Source organism: Bacillus sp. FSL K6-2431 (genome assembly GCF_038005165.1).
GTDB classification, from domain to species: domain Bacteria; phylum Bacillota; class Bacilli; order Bacillales; family Bacillaceae; genus Bacillus; species Bacillus pumilus.
Map to the genome: position 1 here is coordinate 1,776,321 of NZ_JBBOSQ010000001.1, position 23,045 is coordinate 1,799,365.

Below are 23,045 nucleotides of genomic sequence, written 5' to 3' on the forward strand. Positions count from 1 at the left end.
CTCCTTTCCTTGACAGTATGCCCAAAACGTCCCCTTGATCATGTATAAAAAAAGGAGCCGGTCACAAGCTAATGTCATTGAAACAGAAAGGTGTTGCACATGCATTGAAAGAAGAACAATCTCTATCTTGGTGGCAGCTTTCTCTCATCGGAGTAGGCTGTACAATTGGCACCGGTTTCTTCCTTGGTTCCAGCATCGCCATTACAAAGTCCGGTTATTCCGTCTGCATTTCTTTTTTGCTTGCTGCAATCGGAACCTATCTTGTCTTTAAGCATTTGGCTGCAATGACAGCCGATAATCCTGATAAAGGGTCATTTTGTTCCTATGCTCGTAAAGCATATGGACGCTGGGCAGGGTTTAGCAATGGCTGGGTGTATTGGTTTGCAGAAATGCTGATTACAGGAAGTCAGTTAACAGCAATTTCTCTTTTTACCCGCCACTGGTTTCCATCTGTTCCGCTTTGGGTGTTTTCTGCGATTTATTCCGCTCTTGCTCTACTCGTGATTATCATAGGGCTTTCTTCTTTTCAAAAGACAGAAAATGTCCTTGCGGTACTGAAGACAGCGGCGATTTTTCTATTTATGATCCTTGCTGTGCTTGTGTTATTCGGTATTCTGACAGATCATAAACCAACCCTTCACCTCCCAAACAAAGATCACGAATGGATGCCGCTCGGTCCGCTTGGTCTTTGGAATGGATTGATTTACGCGTTTTATGCATTTGGGGGAATAGAAGTCATGGGGCTGATGGCGGTTCATTTAAAAGACCCGAAGGATGCAGCAAAGTCTGGACGCGTCATGCTGATCATTCTAGCGGTCATCTATATCGTCTCAATTGGTCTTGCTCTCTTGCTTGTCCCGGTGACAGCCTTTAATGAAAACAGCAGTCCATTTATTACATCATTAGAGCCATTTCATTTATCAATCTTTCTTCATATCTTTAATGGCATTTTCATTATTGCCGGCTTTTCGACATTGGTTGCCTCACTCTATGCAGTCACGACGCTGCTTGGCACGATGTCGGAGCATCAAGATGCACCTGCTTGTTTTAAACAAAAAGACCCATCTCATGTCAGATGGTCTTCAATTATCTTAACTGCTGCTGGATTAATTGTCTCGATTTTGCTTGCGCTCTTTTTGTCCAAACACATCTACGAGCATCTCACAACAGCAGCCGGCCTTACCCTTCTGTACACATGGGTATTCATTCTATTCTCAAGTAAAAAGCTATCAAAGCCATCCACTCGCCAAACGTGCGAAATGATTCTTGCACTGCTCCTGATTGGAGCCGCCGTTTCAGGCACATTAACTGAGGCAAGCGGAAGACCTGGCTTTTTTATCAGTCTTGGGATCATTGCAGTGATTGCCATCATGGTGCTATTTATGAGGAAAAAGTGGAAGCAGCAGGATCAGACCGCATCATAATTTCATCATGTTTTTTAATGCAGTAAATGGACATTTGGCGGAGGCTGGTTTCTCCGCCTCATCATCTGAGAGGAAATATTGTTTCCATTCCAGATTTTTCTGATCACCATACCACTTTAACGCTGGATGAACATCTACTTGATCATATGCCTTGAGCCTTTTCCGAACAAGTTTGCTCATTTTTTGCCCGAATGTGGTGGATCCGTTCATCTTCTCAAACACCCATCTTGGTTGAAATGCCCACATCACATAAGGAAAGTGACGACTTTTTCTGAGCTTGTGAGCCGGTGTTGCGCATAAAATAAAATAGGGTTCCCCATGAAAACAAAATTCCCATTCATGATTCTCAGGATCTGTCGGAATGTCCTTTGGCCATTTCATTTCATCCTTTTCATGCAATTGCTGAACGAGCGACCAAAACTGTTCCTCATACTCTTCGAGCGAATATTCCCTCAAATCCTGCGGTGTCTCAAAAAAGCAAACAAATGAGGCATATTGACCCGTTTCTTTCGAACAACTTTGATATTCTCTCAAGAGCTGGGCCAATTCATCAACCGCATCCTCTTCCCTCGGGTCACCAACAAACCCATAGCGTAAATGATCAAGAAAAAAACCCTGTCTTCCGGGTACACATGGGAATGTATCTGCCTCATCCCCTACCATCTCTCCAAATTGCGTAAAAGCGTCCTGCTTCCATTCTTCTAGTGATCGTAGATTTTGATCAAGACAACTTTTTGCATACAACTGGGCCATTTCCTTCCACCTCGTTTTAGCGTCTTCTCCATAGCCTATGAGAAAAAAAGGCTGTGGTGACTGTCCTGAAACGACTTTCCTTGCGCATTCAAGAGGTGGATGTTCTCGTTCAAATAAATTGAGCTGTGTGTCTTTCACTCCATTCTGCTTCTTTTAATAGAGCACTTTTTTATCATCCCTATGATCGGTTCTTCATCAAAAAGACAGAATCGAGCACCCAATAAATGAAGGCTGAGCAAAAGCTAAACAGATAGACTTTGTAGCTAATGAACACGACCAGTCCATAATCAATCCATAACGCTAACGCAGAACAAACCACCCACGCCGCAAGAAAATAAATAAGTAAGTCTCGGCCTCGGAACCTTCTAGGATACCGGTGTAAAACAAGCTGAATCGGTGTAGCAAACACTACATAAGCGATTAAAATCAGCAGACTTGTCATCTCCACATAACCAAAGCCTGATTCAGTCGGGATAAATAGCATGGTATATACGAATGTTGCTGTGATGACTGATAAGATCAGCATGCACAAATAGTTGAATACTGGAAGAAAAATACGCATGGCAAAGCTCCTTGAATCCATTTTATATCTCACCATTATTCAAGAATGTGTTATGTCTGTCAATCCTTACAAAAAAACAGACTGAATGTATCAGTCTGTTTTAGATTGTTGACAAAGGGCTAAAATGATCTTTATTTTAGCCCTTTGTCTTCTTTTCAGCGTGATAGAAAACCTTTGCAGTCTAGGAAGGACGAGTACCGGAGCGGAGCGAATTGAAGATTCGTGAGCACCGGCACGCAGGACGACACCGAATGCGAGGGTTTGTCTACACGCTGAAACAGACTGAATGTATCAGTCTGTTTTTCTACCCAATCAATGCCATGATCCCTTGATAACCAAAATAGACGCCGAAACCAAGTAAAGATAAGCCTGCAAGCACGGATAAGCCATGTAAGACACGTTCACTTAAATAACGCCGAAACGAACTAGCAAGCAGTGCCATACTGAAATCCCAAATCAGCATGCCGATAAAAATAGCCATACTATACATGAGCAATTGGGATGTCCCATATTTTTCGATCGTATTGGCCAAAATACTGCCATAGATGCCAAGCCAAAATAAAATACTGAGCGGATTGGAAAGAGAAATGAAAAACCCCGTCATAAATGACTGACCCACCGAAGTGTTTCCTCCATCCTTTTTCGGACTCTCCTGCAAATTGATTTTACGCAGGCTCTCAATGCCGGTATAGGTCAGAACAAAAAAGCCGAACAGCCACAAAAAGGTTTTCACAAGAGGTGCGGTCAAAAGCTGGGCGACACCAAAATAAATGAGGAGCATATAGACAATATCCGCAGCCATTGCCCCCACACCAAAAATCCACGCGTGCCAAAATCCACTTTTAATCCCTCTGTCGATTTGAGCTGCATTGACTGGCCCAACAGGCGCTGAAAGTGACAACCCTAAAAAGATATAACCAAAAAACACCGCCACATAGACGTCCTCCTTTTGATGCTGACTTGTACATATTATTCAAACGTTCTATGGTTTAGTACAAGTCCTTTGCCATCTTTTCAGGTGGATTCAAGGAGACATTGGATATTGCTTAACGATCGGCTTTCAGCGCCGATTGTTGCGGCAGGACCGTTTCCTTTTTCGTAGCACGTTTCATTTGAATCGCAGCTGCAAACAGAAGAACAGCTAAGAAGGCGAAAACAAAGACGGCACTTGCTGCTCCTGCCCATTCAAGACTAAAGCCGATCAAGAAGGACAAGCAGGCTCCGCCTAAACTTGCGGCTGCAATAAAGTAGCTTGTGGCCTCGTCGATGGCATTTTCAATCATTAATGCAGATGCAGTCAGTGCGATTGGGAACATACCAGCTGCACACAGACCGATGAAAAAGATGAGAAGCAGCTGCGCGGCGATGTGGGTTGTCAGGGCAAATACAACGAGCAGCAGAATCATGAGTGCTGCGCTTAGCTTTAAAAAACGCAGCGGGTGCAACTTATCAGCTTTTCTCGCAATGACAGTTCTGCCAATGACGATCGCTGTCCAAAAGGTAGAGACCGCAAAGAGACCCCAATTGTCTCCTCCCTTCTCCAGCATGATCGACGGCAAAAAGTTCGCAAAGTTCGTTTCAATTCCTGCGTAGAAAAAGGCAAAGCAAATCATGATCACCACAATGATTCGATTGTTTCGATCAACAAGTAAGGACGGTTTTCTTACCCCATTGGAAGGAGCAGTCATCTGTCCACTAGGCAATTTGTTCATGAAGGCAAGCCAGAGCATAAGGAAGAATGTCAGTGCACCGACTTGAAATAAAAACACATAGTGCCACGTCTGTTCATTGACAGTTAGTAAAATCACAAGTGGAAATAACAGTGCTCCTAACCCAAAGAAGACCTCCATGATGCTAATTCGCTTCGCACTGTTTGCCATCGAAATCACATACGCTCCGGCTGTTGTCTCAAGACTGCCTGCCCCGCTCCCAAGAAAAAAACCTGCCAGCACAAGTGTTGACCAGCCAGGAACCAAAAGCCCAAGCAGAAGTGACCCGATCATCAGCAAAAGACCCATGGTCAGAACAGCGCCGTAGCCTTTTTTCCTCACAAGGATGGGGGATAAAAGAACCCCTGTCAAAAAACCAATAAACTGAAAAAAGATTAAAGAAGATAATTCCCCAGGACCCTTATCATAACTAGACAGTAAATAAGGAGTTAAGCTGCCAAAAAACACATGAATGGTCCCAATAAAAAAATAAAAGACACAGCCAAAATAAAATACTTTTTTCATCTTTTCACTTCCTCTAAAAAGGAGCGGAGTTTTGACATCCTCCGCTCCACCTCTTTAATATGTCTGGGCAGACTCGACAGCCTCTTCCCTCTCGAAGCACGTATTAAGCGCAGCTTGCGCGCGATACCCGTCTACAAAATCAGCGACTTTCATATGAGATGGATATGGATCTGTATTCACCCAGTGCATCAGCTGATCACGGAACGTATCAGACCATCCGTAAAATTCGTTTGGCGGATCTGTCAGCAAGGTTTGCGGCATTTGATGACGCTCCACACACAAGCCATCACTGATCTCGTATTCGTTTTTCATGTTCGTATGGTATTTGAATACCTTGTCATGACCAACGACTTCAACACTAAATCCGCATTCCTCAGGCTGCGTGCTTTTGGATGTGACCAAGTGAAAGAACACTTGATTCTCCATCTGACCGAAAATTTCGGTATGATCATCCACCTGCACCTTTTTCTCTTCTTTTTCCTTTACATGTGTCAGCATCTTCGTATTAAGTGATTCTTTCTTCATGTCACTGCCAAATAAGTACCACAGCATATCAATTAAATGAATGCCCAGATCCCCTAATGCACCGCTCGTACGCAGACTCTCACCGCTGTCTCTCCATGAAAATGTCTTTCTTCTGAGGGCACTGTTTTTCTTAAAATGAGTCCTGACAGTCAAAATGCGGCCTAATTCACCATTGGCAATCAAGTTCTTCAAAATATTCACAAAGGATAAGTAACGATAGTTAAAGCCCATACTGGCTTGAACCTGGAACTGTTTGGCTGTCTCCACCATTTCCTCCGCTTCCTTCAGCGACACAGCCATCGGCTTTTCACATAAAATGGGCTGTCCTGCTCTTAGTGCCTGAAGGGCATGGTCTTTGTGACAAAAATTAGGGGAGGCAATGATCAACCCATCAGATGCATCTGCTAAAGTTTCGATACTTGAATACACGCGTCCGCCATACTGTTTAATGAATCCCTGTGCAACTGACTCGTGTAAATCATAAACACCTGATAACTCTGCACCTTTGATCGTTGATAATGCTCTTGCATGTGCTTTTGCAATATTCCCTGCTCCAACAATTCCAATTTTCTTCATGAATGTGCCTCCTCATGTTTATACATCACTGTTTTCAGTGTTTCATAGATTCCTTTTGCATACCCATGATGACAAATTTGATGATGGTGCCGCTTGGCTTCGGCCGTCGCATTTTGGACGAGGAAACCGTGCGTGACGGATTGAAGCATCCGCAAATCGTTCCCACTATCTCCAAAGGCAAAGCCTTGACCTTTCGATAAATCATATTGCTTCAGCATAAAGCGGACAATTTCATCCTTCCCTGTGCCGACTGGTAAAAAATCGACATCATAGCAATCAGCAGGGTCTCCTGCAAGCGGATTGCATTTGTTGATGTTGACCGCCACCCCGCGCTCTTTGGCAAGTGTTTGGATGAATGATAGATGATGAAGATCTGTCCGTTCATCCTGCTCCTGATAATAGAAATTCTTCTTATACCCTGAGCTGCCCAGCTGCGTTTGCGGTCTGAGATGAATTCCCTTTTCACGTATGGTTTCGAGGATGTCTTCAATTTTTTCATCTGAGAAGCCCTGTGCATCCAGCCGCTTCATCCACTCCGCATCTGGCTGTCCAAAACGAGCATACGATGTATACACAATCTCAGTCCCTAAGTTCGACGCAATAAAATGCGGGAATTGATAAAAACCGCCTGTTTCCATTTTACTTGTGACAGAATCGAGGCTACTTCCCGTGACCCAGCCAAGCATGAGCTGTCCTGCTTCACTCTTTTCTGCCACAAAGGCTTCCAGCCGCTTGACATCCTCTCTCTGCTCCTCTGTCATTTCGTGAGAATAATAGGTTTCATCAAAGTCACAGAAGACGATCCACTTCGGATTATCCGGCTGATTCAGCAGCTTTTTATTGAATGGAAGACTTGATAACATGATGAACCCCCTCGATGACCTTCTCCTGATCTTGCAGCGGCATGCCTGGATACAGCGGCAAGTGAAGTAATTCCTGTGCTGCTTTTTCCGTTTGTGGAAGTGTCGTTTGTTTATACTTTTGAGAAACAAGATTTGTTTGATGCTGATGCGATAGAATCGGGTAATAAACATCCGTTTCTATGCCCATTTTCAGCAATCTCGTTGCAAGCTCATCTCGCCCTCCCTTCAGCACTCTAATCGGGAACAGATGCCAGACGTGGTCATCCGTTAGCTTCGGAAGCTTCAAGTATCCTTCTTCCTCAAGCGTTTGCAGCTGGTCAATGTATCGCTTTGCTAAGTAGAAACGTTTAAAGTTTTGTAATCCTAAATACTTCATACGTTCGAGTCCGATCGCTGCCTGCAAATTATCAATTTTCGAATTAAAGCCATAGTCACTGCGTTTGACATTTTTCTTTCCTACTTCAAAGCCGTGATAGCTGATCTCCATGCATTTTTCCGCTAAGGCTTCATCATTTGTCGCGATGGCTCCGGCCTTGCCGCAGACACCAAGATTTTTGTATGGATTAAAGCTGAGAACAAGCCCATCTCCATATGCTCCAAGGCCAGTGCTGCCAATTGCCTGACAGCCATCTTCAATGATTTTCAGCCCATGCTTTTTCGCAATCGCCGAAATGGCCTTCATATCCGCTTGTTTTCCATATAAATGAACCGGAAGAATGCATGCCGTTTGATCTGTGATATGCTTCTCTATTTCACTCGGTGCCAAGCAGTAAGTATCTGGATCAATATCGGCATAGACTGGAGCAGCTCCAATTGCAAGCACTGCATTTTCTGTTGCAGCAAAGCTATTCGCTGGCAAAATGACCTCATCTCCTGGAGTGACACCTGCTGATATAAGGCTGATCATTAGGGCATCTGTTCCACTTGACGTGGCAATGACATATTTCTTCCCTAAGTACTCAGCGAGCTGCTTTTCAAACGCCGGGATATATGGCCCTGAAGTAAAACGGCCAGAACTCAATACTTCTTTCAACACCTGCATAATGTCATCGATCTCATCCTCTGAAATCAGTTTATCGACTGGCAGAAACGGTATCTTTTTTTCCTTATTTTGTTTATAATGGAAGAGAATTTTTTCCAATCCTGTGTGCCCTATATCTTGCTCGAGGAACGTCACCAGCTTTTCATTTGCTAGATGCTTTTCAACTGAATCAGACTTTACTTGAACACCTTGATTGATCATATCCAGCAAAGGAAGATAATCCTTGCTTTTACCTGATATCTTCGTCAATATTTGCATTCCATTCCCTCCAATTAATCAATTCCATTTGTTAATATTTAACTTGTTTCACATTGTAAATGATGTTATCGATTTCAGAACAATAACTTTGTGTAAAGGATTTGTTAATATGTGTACAATTTATGAAATTGCCAAACGCTGCGGGGTTTCAACCACCACCGTTTCCAGAGTGCTGAATCATCATCCATATGTGTCAGAGGAAAAGCGCCAGCTCATTTTACAGGTGATGAAAGAAATGGAATATACACCGAGTTCAGCGGCTCGCACCCTTCGTTCACATCAGACAAAAACCATTGCTGTGTCTGTCCCGGCTGTGGACCATCCTTTTTTTGCACAATTCATTAAAGGAATTTCAAAAGAAGCACTGGATCAAGGCTATAAAGCCATCGTGCTTCAGACGTTTTATCAGGAATCATTAGAGCTTGAAGGGCTTCAATTATTAAAAAGAAGAGAAGTAGATGGGGTCATATTAGGGGCATTAGAAAATCCGTGGGAAAAGATCGAGCCATTTTTAACGAACGGCCCTATTGTCATGGCGAATGAATATCATCAAACAGCAGACATCCCGATTATTGGATACGATGAGCGGGAAGCTGCCTATAAAGCAGTTGACTACTTGATTCAGTCGGGGCGGAAATCGATCGGGTTTTGCTTTGATACAGAAAGCAGTGAAGCACAGAAACAAAGGAAACAGGGCTATCTCGATGCTCTTTCTGCACACGGCTTGCCGCTGCATGACGATTGGCTGTTCGGCGAGGCCTTCACCATTGAAGACGGTTTTCGCTTAATGGATGTCATCCATGACATGAAGAATGCACCTGATGCCATTTTCACCGGTAATGATCAAGTCGCAGCAGGACTCATTAAACAGGCCATTTCATACGGTTATCAAATTCCTAAGGATCTAGCGGTGATTGGCTATGACAATCAAGACATTTGCGAGGTGACGGCTCCAACGATCACCACAATCGACATCCCGATCGTAGAGCTTGGCCAGCGGTCTGTGCAGCAAATAATCGAGATCCTGCAAGACCAAAAACCATTACAGCGTGAACATATCCAGCTGCCTACCCGGCTCGTGACAAGGGAATCGACATAAACAAAAAAGACTAAGAGCTGTCTCAGTCTTTTTTGGTGACAAAGGGCTAAAATGATCTTTATTTTAGCCCTTTGTTTTCCTTTTTTCAGCGTGATAGAAAACCTTTGCAGTCTAGGAAGGACGAGCAACGGAGCGGAGCGAATTTGACATTCGTGAGCACCGGAGCACAGGCCTGACAAAGAATGCGAAGGTTTGTCTACACGCTGTGACTGAGAGCTGTCTCAGTCTTTTTTTAAACCTATATAAATTGAGCAAGAATGAATGTCCATACACACACTATGCCGAGCAGGATGAAGCTGTACTTCACAGTCTTTTGGAAGAGCTCAGATTCTTTACCTGTTTCTCCAACTGCTGCTGTAGCAATGGCGATAGATTGTGGAGAAATTAATTTCGCCATGACCCCGCCTGTTGTATTTGCTCCGATTAACAAACCTGCTTGTGAGCCGATTTGAGAAGCAGTGACCGCTTGAAGGTTACCGAATAAGGCGTTGTTACTCACGACAGATCCTGTAATAAACACCCCGATCCAGCCAAGCACTGGGCTGACAAGCGGGAACAAATCGCCTGTTTTGGCAAGTGCAAGCCCAATGGCTGAACTTAGTCCAGCGAAGTTCGCCAAGTTGGCAAAGCCCATGACAAAACAAATAGTGAGAACTGGTACCCAAAGCTCTTTCACTGATGCTTTTAAGCAGGCAGCGCCTTCTGTTAATGTAATATGTCTGCTAAACAAACCTGTCAGCATCACCGCAATTAGAATGGCAGTACCCGTTGCACTGATCACATCAATTTTAAAGATCGCATCAATAGGTGTTGCTGTTTGTGCAATTGGTGGTAATTTCACAATTTGCTGATGCAAAAATGGCATTTTTACTAAAATGGTTGTCCAGTTGAGCGGGCCTCCTACAGCAAACAATGCTTTAAATGCTGGCAGACTCCATACCGTAATCACGGCAGTTAAAATATAGAATGGAGACCATGCTTTCAGCACTTCAACACCGCGATACGTTTGTTTCTGTTCAATGTCTGGTGCCCCTTCTTCACGATAAATATGTTTCGGCTGCCATTTTCGAAGAAATAAAGCCAAAATCCCCATACTTGCTAAAGCTGAAATAATATTGGCAAGCTCAGGACCCATTGTCACCATTGTGACAGCTTGCAAAATGGCATAGCTTCCACTCACAACAAGCAAGGCAGGGAGCGTTTCTTTAATCCCTTTGAATCCGTCCACAATGAGAATGAGTAGGAACGGAATACAGAATGAAATAAACGGAATCGTAAACACAAGGGTTTGAGATAATGCAAGCGGCGTCATATTGCCCATTTGCGCCCCTGTAATGACTGGGATACCCACAGCACCAAATGCGCCAGACGCAGCATTGGCAATTAAGCAGAGCATCGCAGCTTTCAGCGGTTTAAACCCAAGCTCTGTTAAGAGAGCGGCACTAATCGCAATCGGTACACCAAACCCAGCGGCTCCCTCTAAAAATGCGTTAAAACTAAAACCAATTAATAAGAGCTGAAGACGTTGATCTTGAGAGATTCCTGCAATACTAGAACGAATAACATCGAATTTACCAGATTTCACAGCAATTTTATAGAGCCACACCGCCATGATGACGATATATCCAATCGGCCACAGCCCATTAGATATACCGAGCAGCACAGCAGATAATGCTTTTTCAATTGGCATATGAAAGAAGAAAACCGCTGTTACAAAACTGACGATTAAGGTAAAACAAGCGGCTAAAACACCTTTTAACTTAAATACGGTTAATGCAAGTAGGAAAAACAAAATTGGAAGCATTGCTACCAATGCACTCACGAACTCATTACCAAACGGATTATATATTTGCTGCCACATAGTGATTCATCCTTTTCTGCTCAGATAGGTTGCTTTTGATTAAAAATGAGGAGCCAAAATCTCTTTTAACACATTCACACTGTGCGCGAATTGTTCTTTTTCTGTATCATTCAGTGCAAGCTCTATCACTTCTGTTGCGCCATTTCGATTCACAAGGGCAGGTACACCAATGTAGACATCTTCTGCTCCGTACTCTCCATCTAAGTAAGTGCTGACAGTCAAAATACTGTTTTCATTGTGCAGAATCGCTCTTGTTATGCGGGCCAAACTCATCGCTACGCCGTAGTAAGTAGCGCCTTTTTTCTCAATGATTTGATAAGCGGCATGACGGACATTTTCCATCATCTCATCTAAATCTTCTTGTTTGTATTGATCATTTTTCTTCATTAATTCTGTAATCGGTACACTTCCGATATTCGCATGACTCCAAACAGCAAGCTCTGTATCGCCATGCTCTCCAATGATGTATGCATGCACATTGTGTGCCGCTGCGTCGAAGTACTCACTAAGCATGTATCTAAATCTTGCAGTATCAAGTGTAGTTCCACTGCCAATCACTCGCTCTTTTGGCAGTCCACTGAATTTCCAAGTCGCATATGTTAAAATATCAACAGGGTTTGTGGCGACTAAGAAAATACCATCGAATCCACTTTTCATCACATTGTCTACAATGCCTTTAAATATATTTAAGTTTTTTTCAACAAGGTCAAGTCTCGTTTCACCTGGCTTTTGGTTCGCTCCAGCACAGATACACACAATGTCCGCATCCTTACAATCCTCATAATCTCCATACCATGTGTTCACCGGATGCGGAGCAAATGCTTTCCCGTGGTTTAAATCCATGACGTCACCCATTGCTTTATCTTGATTCAAATCGATGACAACCAATTCATCTGTGATCACTTGATTTATTAATGTAAAGGCATAACTGCTACCTACAAAACCTGCTCCAATAAGTGCTACTTTGTTTACTTTTTCGTTTGTCATTTATCTCATCCTCCTGAGTAAAACTAGGTTGTTTTTCGTATGTGAAGTATTTCACATTCTTATTGTGCAACACTTCACATACTTTTTCAAGGGGGTTTCTGAAAAAAAATATGTAGCGAATTTGTGAACACTCTTATTGTGCTTTCAAAGCGCTGTCTCCATGCATATTTCCACAAGAAAAAAGCTGCCAAGCCATTGTCAGCAGCTTTATACATGTTAATAAGGTCCCCAGTTGATCATCACGCCGATGCAAATAAAGACAAGGCCAATGACAAACCAAATGAGCGCAAGAGGCACCATAAAACGAAGCCACTTCACATAAGGAATACCACTAGCAGCAAGCACAGCCATGAGCACACCTGACGTCGGATTGATACAGTTAACCACCCCTTCACCAAGCATCACCGCTTCTACAGCGACCTGTCTTGTGATGCCCATTAAGTCAGCCAGCGGCGCAAGAATTGGAATAAAGACAACCGCTTCTCCTGATCCTGATGAAATCAAAAAGTGAAGAAGTGCACTCGCAATATACATCCCGATCGCACCAGCAATTGGACTAAATCCTGTCAGCATACTCGCCAAGCCATTAACCACAGTATCAAGCAGCTTACCGTTTTCCAAAATGACAGAAATGCAGCGTGCCATCCCAACAATGAGTGCGCCGTAAACAAGGCTTTGACAGCCGACAATAAACGTTTTCGCAATATCATTAGCTGCTAATCCGCCAAGCAATCCAGCAGCAATGGCCATGAAAATGAAGACTCCTGCCATTTCCTTATCGGTCCAGCCAAGCTGAAGCGCGCCATATAAGAAGCCCCCAAGAGACAATCCACACACTGCTAAAATCAGCTTATGCCTGCCCGTAAATGCAGGCTTGTCCACAGATTCTGCATCAGATCCGCCAAATCCCTTCGCAGGAAACCATTCATCTCCAAGAAGACTTCCCTTCTCTTTATTCTTTAGGCGTCTTGTATATAAATAGATGTACACAATACTAGATATAAGAAAACAAAGATAAATAATGACACGAAGACCAATGCCAGAAAAAATCGGCAGCTCTGCAATCGTCTGAGATAACCCCAGTGGAGATGGAGACAAAATGGTTGCGTTAAACCCGGCATAACAGCCGATATAAATGACCGCAGCTCCTGCCACAGCATCCCATTTCAAGGATCTTGCCACAATGATCCCGATTGGAATAAATCCTATAACAGAGTTCACGACAATTCCGGTCGTTCCAAGCACTGAAAATAATCCTCCAACAATGCAAATAAACAATAATTGCTTTGTTTGAAATCTGCTGATGACATGGTGAATCATTCCGTTAATGGCACCTGTTTTCTCCAAAATGGCTATGGTTCCACCAGTAAATAGAATGAGAAAAATAATAGAAGAAGACCCTACCATCCCTTCCTGAATGGCTGTAAAAAAGCCCACTGGACTTACGGGTGATTGATCAATGCGGTGATAACTGCCAGGAACAGCTGTTGTAATTTCCCCTGACGTCTTTCGGTCAAATTCACCTGCTGGCACAAAATACGTTGCAACGGTACAAATGAGCGCAATGATAAATAAGAGAACATACGCATCCGGCATTTGAAGTTTTCTTTTTTGTTTCTCTGGTGGTAATACTGCTGCTGTTTTCATGTGTCAAAACCCCTTTGTCCCGATTGGAATTTCACTTAATTTTCTGAATAATCAAATGATGTGTTATATTATAAACACTGATGATATTTAAGATCAATATTATTTCACTAAAAGAATATTTTGACAGATTTTCTGTCAGCAAGGAGGCTATTCATGACAACTTTGACAAACGACATGCAGCAAACGGTGAAAGACATCTTTGATCACCTGCACGCCCACCCTGAAATCAGTTGGGAAGAAACGAATACGACGGCTTATCTTGAGGACTTATTAAAGAAAATGGGCTGTCAAACTCGAACATTTGACGACTGTACAGGAGTGATCGGTGAAATGGGAGAAGGTTCACCAGTGGTCGCTGTGAGAGCCGATATTGATGCACTTTGGCAGGAAGTAGATGGTGAGTTTCAAGCCAATCATTCATGTGGTCACGATGCACACATGACAATGGCTCTCGGCACCTTCATGGCATTAAAAGAAAAGGAGCTCCCAAACGGCACCATCCGCTTCATTTTTCAGCCTGCTGAGGAAAAAGGCGGCGGTGCGCTGAAAATGATTGAAAAAGGTGTGCTAGCAGACGTTGATTACTTATACGGAGTGCATGTGCGCCCAATTCAAGAAACATTAAACGGACGCTGCGCACCTGCGATCTTACATGGATCGAGTAATCATTACATCGGCACAATTATTGGTGAGGAAGCCCACGGTGCACGCCCGCATCTAGGGGTCAACGTCATTGAAGTGGCTTCTACCCTCGTGCAAAGACTCGCGCATATTCATGTCGACCCAAGAGTTTCACATTCTGTGAAAATGACCAACCTACATGCTGGCGGAGGTAGTTCAAACATCATCCCCGGCAAAGCTTCTTTTACATTAGATGTCAGAGCACAAACAAATGAAGTGATGGATGAACTAGAAAAAGAAATTGAAAGAGCCGTACATGCTGTAGCAGATGCCTTTGGCGCTTCCATTACCCTTTCAACAGATCATCGTCTGCCTGCCGCTACCTTAAATGAGGAAGCCGTTCAGATGATGTCTCAAGCCATTGAAAAGATTTTAGGGAAAGAACAGCTTGATCCTCCGATCGTAACGACAGGCGGAGAGGATTTTCACTTTTATGCAGCGAAGGTTCCGCATATCAAATCCACGATGCTTGGTTTAGGCTGTGATCTAAAGCCCGGTCTACATCATCCGTATATGACATTCGACCGCTCTGCTATTTTTACCGGCATTGAAATTTTAACTGAAGCTGTTTATCAAACCCTTCAGCAGCATTCATCATAAAATCAAAAAACCACCCGTTTTTTCTTTAAACGGGTGGTCTGATTGTTTTACGCATTCAAATCTGTCATGGCTGGGACGTTGATTTCTTTAACACAGGATACCCTTGATAAATGAATCACACATCTCGCAAGCTCTACTATATCCTGTACAGGAATTCTCGTTTCATCATATAGAGCGATGGCTTTTTCGGCACCATCTTCATATGGTACCTCTGCCGCCAGCTCTCCTGGATTAATACAGGTGACAGATATTTTATCTTTTCTCACATGCTCTCTTAGTGCATTCACAATTCCGCGCAGGCCAAATTTAGATGCAACAAAAGAAACTTGCGGTAGGTTTGTATGATCAAGTCCCGCCGTTGAACCAATCACGATGATTTTTCCATTCTCCGATTTTCTTACGTGCGGAAGCAGTGCTTGGATGTAAGTAATCGTAGACGTGACGTTCACATTGATTAAATGAGCGATATCCTCTGGCTGATCGTGATCAAATGAATAATCATCTTCAAAGCCTCGTTTTTCCCATAAGCCGACGTTATAGATCAGGACATCAATGGTTTTGTCCCCCAATGCTTCGATCATGTATGGGATATGAGATTGGCTTGATAAATCAATTTTCAGCCAAATTCTATGTACACCGTCATCTAATTTCAAACTGCTCGGTTCACTTCGAGACACAATCCAAACTGTATCTCCGCTTGAAGGAAGACCTTTAACAAAAGCATCCCCTAATCCTTGACTTGCACCGAATATGATATAGTTTTTACTCATAGCTCCTCCTTCTACGTCTCATGAGCTTTCAGTCAGACAGTAGCTCATCTGTAAGCGTTTTATACCTCTATCATATAGGTTCTAAGATTTGGCTGCCTCTTTTATGCCTGTCTTTACTTTCGGTTACTTGATTTCCTTTAATTCCACTGGTAATGCGCGTTCCTCTATAAAGCATTGAACCATATCCATAAACAGTTCTTTCTTCTCAAACGTAAATGTATGTCCAATAGCGGGAACGACGACACCTGCTGCCTGTGGATGTGAATTCGTTATTTTCTTTGCTGACCGTTTCATGATGCCTTTTTCCTTTTCCCCCACTGTGACAAGAATTCGTGCCTTCGCTTGTTGAAACGTGTCTGGGAGCTTGTAATGGAGATTTTCTTGAAACATCGTCAGAAGGGTTTTCTTCTGCAAATTCTTCGAATCCGCCACATAGTGATTGAGTACATCGTTTGGAAGCCCCATTTTTTCAGCTTGGAGCTCGATAAACCAATCTTTCTTTAATAATGGATACGTAAGAGGTAAAAGAGGTCTCACCATCAAGTAAAGCCATGGCAGCGGCATTACAAGAGCGCTATTGATGACGGCTATGTCTACGATGTCAGGCTCTTTTGATAACACCTCAACGGCAACCTGTGCACCTAGAGAGAAGCCAACGAGTATTACTTTATGTCCGTGCGCATGCTGCTTGATCCATGAGATGACTTCAAGAGCACTTTCTCGCATGGAAAAGGACTGTTCATCTGCTCTAGTCCCGTGACCAATGAGATCAGGCGTATAGCATTCATACGCTTCTTTGAATGTTTTTATCTGCTCCTGCCACATCCAGCTACTTACTCCTCCGCCATGCAGGAGAATCATGATTGGCTTAACCATCATCGACAACTCGTCCACCTTCCTTATATATAAGAAAAAAGCAGCCGCTTTTTGAGCAGACTGCTTTTTCATATGCTCCCTTCTATTATAAGGGAACCTCATCATAATTGGCTATTTTTTCAAATCCTCAATCGAGTTGACGTTCTTCATATATGTCGGAACAACTAGACCCATGCGAAGACCTTTCATACTTGTGCCTAGATCATCATATTTCCCTTTAAACTTCGCTGCATACGTTTTATGCGTATTTGGCAGCCAAGCAGATAACGAGGCATCCGCACTTCCAGTTGCAATTGCTGTCCACATTGGACCTGCTTCCACCTGAGTCAAGGTCACTTTAAATCCGAGCTCACGCAGTACTTCTGCAGCAACATTGGTACTTGCAATCTCACTATCCCACGCAACGTAGGCAAGATTGACTTTGTCACCATTCGACTTTTTCACGCCTTTTGTCCATTTCGCTACTTGGTCTTTATGTTTCTTCACATATTTAACGGCGGCATCCTTTGGATTGATACCATCTTGGATATCCATCATGACTTCGCCCATGTCATCTTGAGACCATTTAAACTGACCAAGCATTTTGGCGGCATCCGGCTGATCTTTTGCAAACCCTTTACGTGAAATCGTATGAATCTCTTCCGCTTCACCGTAAGATTTCTTTGGGTCCTCTAAATATTTTAAATCATATCGAGAAAACATCCAGTGTGGATTCCAGCCAGTGATGATGATTGGCTTTTTACGGTCGTAAGATTTCTTGAGCGTTGCAGTCATGGCTGCACTTGATGCAGACACAACCGTCCAATCCTCTAAGCCGTAATCCTTTTTGGCTTGATCCGTTAGCGCCATAATTCCTGAACCGGGATCAATGCCGATAATGGTTTTATTCACCTGCTGTGCTGCACTCGCATTTGAGTCCGACTTTGCGCCACAAGCGGCTAGTAAAAAGACAAGCAGGGCGGTCATCCCAATGTAGAGAGACTTTTTCCACATTAAGCATTCCCCCTGGTTTTTTTCGTTTTAATGTTTTGTGTAATACGGTCAAGTGTAATTGCCACAATGACAATGGCAATACCTGCTTCAAATCCAATTCCTGTTTTCAGCTGCGTTACCGCACTATATACTTCTGAACCAAGTCCTGGTGCACCTACCATTGCCGCAATGACGACCATTGATAGAGCAAGCATGATACTTTGGTTAATACCAGCTAGGATGGTTTTTGTTGCAAGTGGAAGCTGAACTTTGAACAAACGCTGGAATGTCGTTGAACCAAATGCTTCTGTTGCTTCAATTAAATCAGCTGGTACTTGTTTAATACCGAGAATCGTCATACGAATCGTTGGCGGCATAGAGAAAATAACCGATGCCACAACTCCAGGCACAACGCCAATGTTAAAGAAAAAGATGGCTGGTAATAGATAAACGAATGCAGGCATTGTCTGCATTAAATCTAAAATCGGTGTCACAATTTTACGCACAGTTTCCTTCTGTGATGCCCAAATACCGATCGGAACCCCGATTACGATGGAAATGACCACAGCTGTTAAAACGAGCGCAAGGGTTTGAAGCATTGGATGCCAGTAGCCTAAATAGTCAATCAGCAAGAATCCAATAAGTGTGAAAAGAGCAATTCCTCTTGTACTGATCCACCAAGCAATGCCGGCAAAAATAAGGGTTAAAATAATGGATGGAATCACACCAAGTACTGCCACAATTCCATTTACTGTACCTGCTAATCCATTTGTGATGCCATCAAAGAAACCGCCAAACGTTAATGTTAACCAGTCAACAAATTGATCGATGTAATCCGCGAACGGAATTCTAGGTAAATCACTCATACTAAACATCTTATTCTACCTCCTGTGCAGAAGGCTCTTGTGTTTTAATTTCCTCAAGCTTGTTAGAAGACATGTTGATATACTCATCATTACCTGATAACGCACCAATTAATGCACCTCTGACCACAATACCCTTCATTCTGTTTTTCTCATCGACAACGGCAATTGGAATGTTTGCCGCATCAGACACTGCATCAAAGATTTCTGTCAAATACGTAGATTCCAATACTGTCGTGAATTCTTTATCAAGAACAGTTTCAAGCGATGCTCCCATTTCTGCCGCCTTTTTTGCTGCTTGTGCAGAAATAACACCTAATAAATGCTTTTTCTTATCAACTGCATAGATTGACGAAATTCCAAGGTTTTTCATGAGCGTGAGCGCAACACGTGCCCCTTTGTCGAGCTGGACTGTTTCTGCACGTTTCATAATATGACCAGCGGTTAATACTTTAGAAAGGTCGACATCTTCAACGAAACGTTCAACATATTCATTCGATGGGTTCATCAAAATTTCTTCTGGTGTTCCGATTTGGACGATATTCCCGTCCTTCATGAGCACAATGCGGTCGCCAATCCGAAGCGCCTCATCTAAATCATGGGTAATGAAAATGATCGTTTTTCCTACAGATGTGTGAAGCTCAAGCAATTCATCCTGCATGTCTTTACGAATTAATGGATCGAGTGCGCTGAATGCTTCATCCATTAATAAGATGTCAGGGTCATTTGCTAATGCACGTGCCAATCCAACACGCTGCTGCATCCCACCACTTAATTGGTTTGGATATTGCTCTTCAAAGCCTTCAAGTCCAACAAGCTTTAAAGATTCAAGCGCTTTTGAGTGGCGCTCTTCTTTGTCTACACCTTGTAATTCAAGACCATACTCTGTGTTCTCAAGAATGGTGCGGTGCGGGAACAATGCGAAGTTTTGGAAGACCATGCTGATCTTTTTCCGTCTGACTTCACGCAATTGATCCTTTGACATATTTGTTATCATATCCCCATCAATATATATTTCGCCGGAGGTTGGTTCGATTAACCTATTTAGCAGCCGCACAAGTGTGGACTTTCCGCTCCCTGATAGCCCCATGATGACAAATATCTCGCCGTCATACACATCAAAATTTGCTCGATTGACACCAACTGTTGCGCCGGTCTCTTTTAGGATCTCTCTTTTTGTTTTTCCTTTTTCAAGCATTTGAGTTGCTTTTTTAGCATTTTTACCGAAAATTTTAGATACATTATTTATCTTGATTTTGATATTTCTCTCTTCAGAATTCATATTTTCCCTCCAAATTAGCATCTTTATAACCGTAACATAAGCGTTATGATGCGAACAATCTTTAGAATTCGCTTATTTCTGCACAATATGTATGAATTCCATATAAGAGGTCTAGTGATTAGAGTTTATACGCCGTATTACTCGTAAATCCTATAGAATGCTTCATAAACAACATATTTTACGGGGTATTTCCTCTCATCAGACAATATTTTACTGGAAATTCCTAATTGTGCTAAAAAATAACTCAAATCCTCACCATAGCGAACTTTTTCGAACATGGGTGAACCATTCCCCTGAACAGGATTTACCCGAAAATGGTCACATAGAAACCTTTTTCATTCAAATTTTAATTAAAATATTAAAAAACTGCCTGCAACTTTAGTTACAGACAGCTTATTTTTTAGGACTCTAGTGCAGCTCGCTTAATATTATCTTGCAATTCAAGCATACGCTTTGTTCCATCTTCGCGTAATCGTTTGTTTTCTTCTTCGATCTGTTTTGTCTCTTTCATCCCTTGTACAATCGTATTAAAGGAAGATTCGATCGTTTCAATGTCGATACTTGGACGTCCAGACAATTTGGCAATCTCTACACTTTGGCTTGAGATGTTTTCAGCATTTCGTTTCAGCATTTCATTTGTTCTTCTATCCAGCTCACTCATTGAATCAGCCACAAGCTTTTGTCTTTTCGCTGTCACAGCTTGAATGATGCCATTTTTAAAGATCGGAATCGTGATAATGAACGCTGAGTTGATTTTACCGATTAGTTTCGTATTCCCACGCTGCAGCAAACGAATTTGCGGTGCTGTTTGAAGAGCCACCATCCGTGCCATATCAAGGTCATATACACGCTCTTCCAACGCTTGAATGCCGTTACGAAGTGTATCAAGCTCCATTTGTGCGAGCTGGTTTCCACTAGCTGCTTTTTCTTCATAAGAAGGAACCAATTGCTTTAATTCCTCGATTTTCATTTGACCTGCAACGACATACTTTTCAAGCTCCATATAGTATTGAATGTTATGCTCATACATTTCTTCAAGCGTCACAGTCGATTTGGTCATTTCGTCTTTATATTTACTGATCTCTACATTAATTTTTTCAATCTCTGCACCGAGCGTTTGATATTTACTGAAAATCTTTTCAATCATGCTGCCGCCGCGTTTAAAGATTTTTGACAGTAAACCACCCTTTGGCTCGTCAAAATCATTTTTATCAAAACGATCCATAATTTTTCCAAGCTGCGTCAGCATCGTTCCTGAGTCAGTGACACTAGTTGAACGCATCATCGAAAGAATACGATCAGAGAACTTAGAGATTTCAACGGCCGGCTGTTTTCCGTATTCAAGCAGCTCCAGCTGATTTTTCGCATCGATCTGTCTCGCAATATTTTGCACTTCTGGTTCATTTCGAAGCTGAACGCGAATATCGTCTGCCTTCTCAATGGAGATTTCCTCTTTATCAATTGAAATGATGTCATTTCCGTTTGTATTTGTCATAAGCTTTGATCTCCTTATCTGTTTTTAATGGATTGAAATAATTTTCTAACGATGGACGGCTCTTTAAACTCCTGGTTCATAACCATCTCATCAAGCCAATGGGTATCAAATAATTGGTCATCTATATACCGCTCAATACACTGGTATCCCGCCGGATGATACACGAAGAGATCCACACCCATTTCATTTAGAAAAATCAGGGCAGCCGCATCAGAACGAGTCAGCTCACCATTATATTCCGTATGATATAAAATCACTTTCGGTACGGTTTGTGCATAATCAAAGGTTTGAATGAGTTCAATGAGCTCCTGGCCGATATGCAGTACCTGTTTGAATAAATAAATACGGACATCTAATTCAGTCTCATTGCCTTCTTTTAATAGCTTCGGATGCTGACAGATTCGAGATATCGCCTCTGCTATCGCACGCTGCGTCCCCTCATATAGATGAGAAAACTGCCACACGTTGCTTTTCATTAATAATTCAGGTTCAATCTCTCCAGCAGACGAAAGGGCATGCTGATAATGAAATTGATAATTCGAAGACACTTCTTTCGTAAAAGGAAAATGGCGAATGGTCTTCGTCTCTTTCCATTCCATTAACGTGTGGATACGATCCCAGTATTCACGCTTGTCTCGTGTGACTCCCATCATTTTCGCAAAGAGGTTCGGAATCTGTATCGTGTCGCGGTCTGCTTGAAAATTAGGGCGGATAAAGGAGCGTTCCTTTGCAATTAAAAACAGCTCATCATACGTTGTCTTCAGCGTAATAGAATGAGGAGTATGATCTCTGAATTGCCAAGGCTTATACAGCATTGAATCTTCCGTGTGGAGCACCTCTTCAAGCTCTCTTGTCGAGCGGTACGCCACCGTTGACTTCCTCTCAGGCTTTTCAGTAGGGAACGGTTCCAGCTTTGAAGTCCCCGGATACTGATCAATAAAAGTCAGCTTTTCTTCTGGATCTAGTTCGCGGAATGAATCCTCGCCCTCTGGATGAAATAGCACAACATCACAGCCAATCAGCATGACATAGTAAAGAAAATAAAGCTGACTTTTATTCGCCTCTCCATACCAAATGACAGCCGGCATTTTTTCTTCTATATTGACTTCCTTCAGCCATGGACCTAGATGATTATTTGAAAACTTCACTACATCCAGGAGTACCCGGCGGAAATCGGGATGCTGAAATCCCCCTTCATGCAGCTGTTTGAAATGCTCAAACACCTTGATCAATGAAAGGCGGATATGCCGGTTCATCACAGGGTTTGGATGGCGTACAATCAGCTGTTCACCATCTAAGAAAGCCACAAAGCGATTCACAGATAATCCTTTTTCTTCTTGGTTAATCAAATGAATGCGTTGAAGCGCTTGAAAATGCTCCGGCTCAATATGACGATTGAGCGTTTCACTTAAAATGTGAACGCCATCTGTTTCATATAATTCATGTAAATAAATAAAATAATCGGTTGCATCATGCGGAGTTCCAAGGACCCGGGCGGCGAGACGCGGCAAGGACAATGTATGCTCGTCCTTTACATAACCGTCTCTTTCAGGGAGCGGCTTTTTCAGCACGTTTTTCCAGGCTTCCTGCTCCGCCCGTGTTTGGTTAACATTGATTTCTTTATAACTCACGCCGCTCCTTCCTTTCTCCTATATTTTCTCGAAAGCTACTACTA

The 23,045-nt window shown here is 42.8% G+C and carries 20 protein-coding genes; 3 read left to right on the top strand and 17 right to left on the bottom strand.

Annotation, left to right across the window (positions count from 1 at the left end; genetic code table 11):
* Window positions 1–71: 71 nt before the first annotated feature.
* A complete protein-coding gene (locus MHH40_RS08685; RefSeq protein ID WP_050943275.1) occupies window positions 72–1,424 on the top strand; it encodes an amino acid permease in 1,353 nt (450 codons plus the stop codon).
* On the opposite strand, the gene MHH40_RS08690 is transcribed toward MHH40_RS08685, so the two are convergent.
* The 7 genes from MHH40_RS08690 to MHH40_RS08720 form a co-directional block, all read right to left on the bottom strand.
* Complete coding sequence (locus MHH40_RS08690; protein WP_050943464.1) at window positions 1,419–2,177, bottom strand: YqcI/YcgG family protein; 759 nt, start codon at window positions 2,175–2,177, stop codon at window positions 1,419–1,421. The genes MHH40_RS08685 and MHH40_RS08690 overlap by 6 nt on opposite strands.
* Before the next feature lie 178 nt (window positions 2,178–2,355).
* The gene (locus MHH40_RS08695) at window positions 2,356–2,739 is read right to left on the bottom strand and encodes a UPF0715 family protein (protein WP_050943277.1); all 384 of its coding nucleotides are present in this window, start codon (window positions 2,737–2,739) and stop codon (window positions 2,356–2,358) included.
* A gap of 304 nt (window positions 2,740–3,043) precedes the next feature.
* A complete protein-coding gene (locus MHH40_RS08700; RefSeq protein ID WP_050943279.1) occupies window positions 3,044–3,673 on the bottom strand; it encodes a LysE family translocator in 630 nt (209 codons plus the stop codon).
* Window positions 3,674–3,785: 112 nt separating this feature from the next.
* Entirely contained in the window at window positions 3,786–4,973 is a 1,188-nt protein-coding gene (locus MHH40_RS08705) for an MFS transporter (protein ID WP_050943281.1), read from the bottom strand.
* Window positions 4,974–5,027: 54 nt separating this feature from the next.
* Window positions 5,028–6,074: a Gfo/Idh/MocA family protein gene (locus MHH40_RS08710; RefSeq protein ID WP_050943283.1), complete on the bottom strand. Its 1,047-nt coding sequence runs from the start codon at window positions 6,072–6,074 to the stop codon at window positions 5,028–5,030.
* On the bottom strand, window positions 6,071–6,937 hold the full coding sequence (locus MHH40_RS08715) for an HAD-IIB family hydrolase (RefSeq protein WP_050943284.1): 867 nt from the start codon (window positions 6,935–6,937) through the stop codon (window positions 6,071–6,073). Before MHH40_RS08715 ends, MHH40_RS08710 begins: the two co-directional genes overlap by 4 nt.
* Window positions 6,912–8,237 (bottom strand): DegT/DnrJ/EryC1/StrS family aminotransferase, encoded by a 1,326-nt coding sequence (locus MHH40_RS08720; RefSeq protein ID WP_050943286.1) that lies wholly within the window; start codon window positions 8,235–8,237, stop codon window positions 6,912–6,914. Before MHH40_RS08720 ends, MHH40_RS08715 begins: the two co-directional genes overlap by 26 nt.
* A 109-nt stretch (window positions 8,238–8,346) precedes the next feature.
* Between MHH40_RS08720 and MHH40_RS08725 the strand changes: the two genes are divergently transcribed.
* Window positions 8,347–9,336, top strand: a complete 990-nt coding sequence (locus tag MHH40_RS08725; RefSeq protein ID WP_003217004.1) for a LacI family DNA-binding transcriptional regulator — start codon at window positions 8,347–8,349, stop codon at window positions 9,334–9,336.
* A gap of 238 nt (window positions 9,337–9,574) precedes the next feature.
* Here the strand turns inward: MHH40_RS08725 and MHH40_RS08730 are convergent, their stop codons facing one another.
* The 3 genes from MHH40_RS08730 to MHH40_RS08740 form a co-directional block, all read right to left on the bottom strand.
* Complete coding sequence (locus MHH40_RS08730; protein ID WP_050943287.1) at window positions 9,575–11,197, bottom strand: L-lactate permease; 1,623 nt, start codon at window positions 11,195–11,197, stop codon at window positions 9,575–9,577.
* 39 nt (window positions 11,198–11,236) lie between these two features.
* Window positions 11,237–12,184 (bottom strand): L-lactate dehydrogenase, encoded by a 948-nt coding sequence (locus MHH40_RS08735; protein WP_003217251.1) that lies wholly within the window; start codon window positions 12,182–12,184, stop codon window positions 11,237–11,239.
* A gap of 216 nt (window positions 12,185–12,400) precedes the next feature.
* Window positions 12,401–13,831, bottom strand: coding sequence for a YfcC family protein (locus tag MHH40_RS08740; protein WP_050943289.1), 1,431 nt, complete (start codon window positions 13,829–13,831; stop codon window positions 12,401–12,403).
* A gap of 153 nt (window positions 13,832–13,984) precedes the next feature.
* Here MHH40_RS08740 and MHH40_RS08745 point away from each other — a divergent pair, with 153 nt between their 5' ends.
* Complete coding sequence (locus tag MHH40_RS08745; RefSeq protein WP_050943291.1) at window positions 13,985–15,112, top strand: M20 peptidase aminoacylase family protein; 1,128 nt, start codon at window positions 13,985–13,987, stop codon at window positions 15,110–15,112.
* Between the two features lie 47 nt (window positions 15,113–15,159).
* Here the strand turns inward: MHH40_RS08745 and MHH40_RS08750 are convergent, their stop codons facing one another.
* From MHH40_RS08750 to MHH40_RS08780, 7 genes are all read right to left on the bottom strand, one after another.
* Window positions 15,160–15,882, bottom strand: coding sequence for an SDR family oxidoreductase (locus tag MHH40_RS08750; RefSeq protein WP_050943293.1), 723 nt, complete (start codon window positions 15,880–15,882; stop codon window positions 15,160–15,162).
* Window positions 15,883–16,005: 123 nt separating this feature from the next.
* Window positions 16,006–16,830 (bottom strand): alpha/beta fold hydrolase, encoded by an 825-nt coding sequence (locus tag MHH40_RS08755; protein ID WP_050943295.1) that lies wholly within the window; start codon window positions 16,828–16,830, stop codon window positions 16,006–16,008.
* 39 nt (window positions 16,831–16,869) lie between these two features.
* Complete coding sequence (locus tag MHH40_RS08760; RefSeq protein WP_003217117.1) at window positions 16,870–17,751, bottom strand: glycine betaine ABC transporter substrate-binding protein; 882 nt, start codon at window positions 17,749–17,751, stop codon at window positions 16,870–16,872.
* Window positions 17,751–18,596, bottom strand: coding sequence for a glycine/proline betaine ABC transporter permease subunit OpuAB (opuAB, locus tag MHH40_RS08765; RefSeq protein WP_034620780.1), 846 nt, complete (start codon window positions 18,594–18,596; stop codon window positions 17,751–17,753). Before opuAB ends, MHH40_RS08760 begins: the two co-directional genes overlap by 1 nt.
* A gap of 10 nt (window positions 18,597–18,606) precedes the next feature.
* Window positions 18,607–19,875, bottom strand: a complete 1,269-nt coding sequence (gene opuAA / locus MHH40_RS08770; RefSeq protein ID WP_003216978.1) for a glycine/proline betaine ABC transporter ATP-binding protein OpuAA — start codon at window positions 19,873–19,875, stop codon at window positions 18,607–18,609.
* A gap of 400 nt (window positions 19,876–20,275) precedes the next feature.
* Complete coding sequence (locus tag MHH40_RS08775; RefSeq protein ID WP_003217200.1) at window positions 20,276–21,370, bottom strand: toxic anion resistance protein; 1,095 nt, start codon at window positions 21,368–21,370, stop codon at window positions 20,276–20,278.
* Window positions 21,371–21,384: 14 nt separating this feature from the next.
* Window positions 21,385–23,001: a YceG family protein gene (locus MHH40_RS08780; RefSeq protein WP_050943297.1), complete on the bottom strand. Its 1,617-nt coding sequence runs from the start codon at window positions 22,999–23,001 to the stop codon at window positions 21,385–21,387.
* Window positions 23,002–23,045 lie beyond the last annotated feature (44 nt).

Coding starts and splice junctions, on each gene's coding strand:
- MHH40_RS08685 (WP_050943275.1), top strand. CDS start 72: ATGTCATTGAAACAGAAAGGTGTTGCACATGCATTGAAAGAAGAACAA.
- MHH40_RS08690 (WP_050943464.1), bottom strand. CDS start 2,177: ATGGCCCAGTTGTATGCAAAAAGTTGTCTTGATCAAAATCTACGATCA.
- MHH40_RS08695 (WP_050943277.1), bottom strand. CDS start 2,739: ATGCGTATTTTTCTTCCAGTATTCAACTATTTGTGCATGCTGATCTTA.
- MHH40_RS08705 (WP_050943281.1), bottom strand. CDS start 4,973: ATGAAAAAAGTATTTTATTTTGGCTGTGTCTTTTATTTTTTTATTGGG.
- MHH40_RS08710 (WP_050943283.1), bottom strand. CDS start 6,074: ATGAAGAAAATTGGAATTGTTGGAGCAGGGAATATTGCAAAAGCACAT.
- MHH40_RS08715 (WP_050943284.1), bottom strand. CDS start 6,937: ATGTTATCAAGTCTTCCATTCAATAAAAAGCTGCTGAATCAGCCGGAT.
- MHH40_RS08720 (WP_050943286.1), bottom strand. CDS start 8,237: ATGCAAATATTGACGAAGATATCAGGTAAAAGCAAGGATTATCTTCCT.
- MHH40_RS08725 (WP_003217004.1), top strand. CDS start 8,347: ATGTGTACAATTTATGAAATTGCCAAACGCTGCGGGGTTTCAACCACC.
- MHH40_RS08730 (WP_050943287.1), bottom strand. CDS start 11,197: ATGTGGCAGCAAATATATAATCCGTTTGGTAATGAGTTCGTGAGTGCA.
- MHH40_RS08735 (WP_003217251.1), bottom strand. CDS start 12,184: ATGACAAACGAAAAAGTAAACAAAGTAGCACTTATTGGAGCAGGTTTT.
- MHH40_RS08740 (WP_050943289.1), bottom strand. CDS start 13,831: ATGAAAACAGCAGCAGTATTACCACCAGAGAAACAAAAAAGAAAACTT.
- MHH40_RS08745 (WP_050943291.1), top strand. CDS start 13,985: ATGACAACTTTGACAAACGACATGCAGCAAACGGTGAAAGACATCTTT.
- MHH40_RS08750 (WP_050943293.1), bottom strand. CDS start 15,882: ATGAGTAAAAACTATATCATATTCGGTGCAAGTCAAGGATTAGGGGAT.
- MHH40_RS08755 (WP_050943295.1), bottom strand. CDS start 16,830: ATGAAAAAGCAGTCTGCTCAAAAAGCGGCTGCTTTTTTCTTATATATA.
- MHH40_RS08760 (WP_003217117.1), bottom strand. CDS start 17,751: ATGTGGAAAAAGTCTCTCTACATTGGGATGACCGCCCTGCTTGTCTTT.
- opuAB (WP_034620780.1), bottom strand. CDS start 18,596: ATGAGTGATTTACCTAGAATTCCGTTCGCGGATTACATCGATCAATTT.
- opuAA (WP_003216978.1), bottom strand. CDS start 19,875: ATGAATTCTGAAGAGAGAAATATCAAAATCAAGATAAATAATGTATCT.
- MHH40_RS08775 (WP_003217200.1), bottom strand. CDS start 21,370: ATGACAAATACAAACGGAAATGACATCATTTCAATTGATAAAGAGGAA.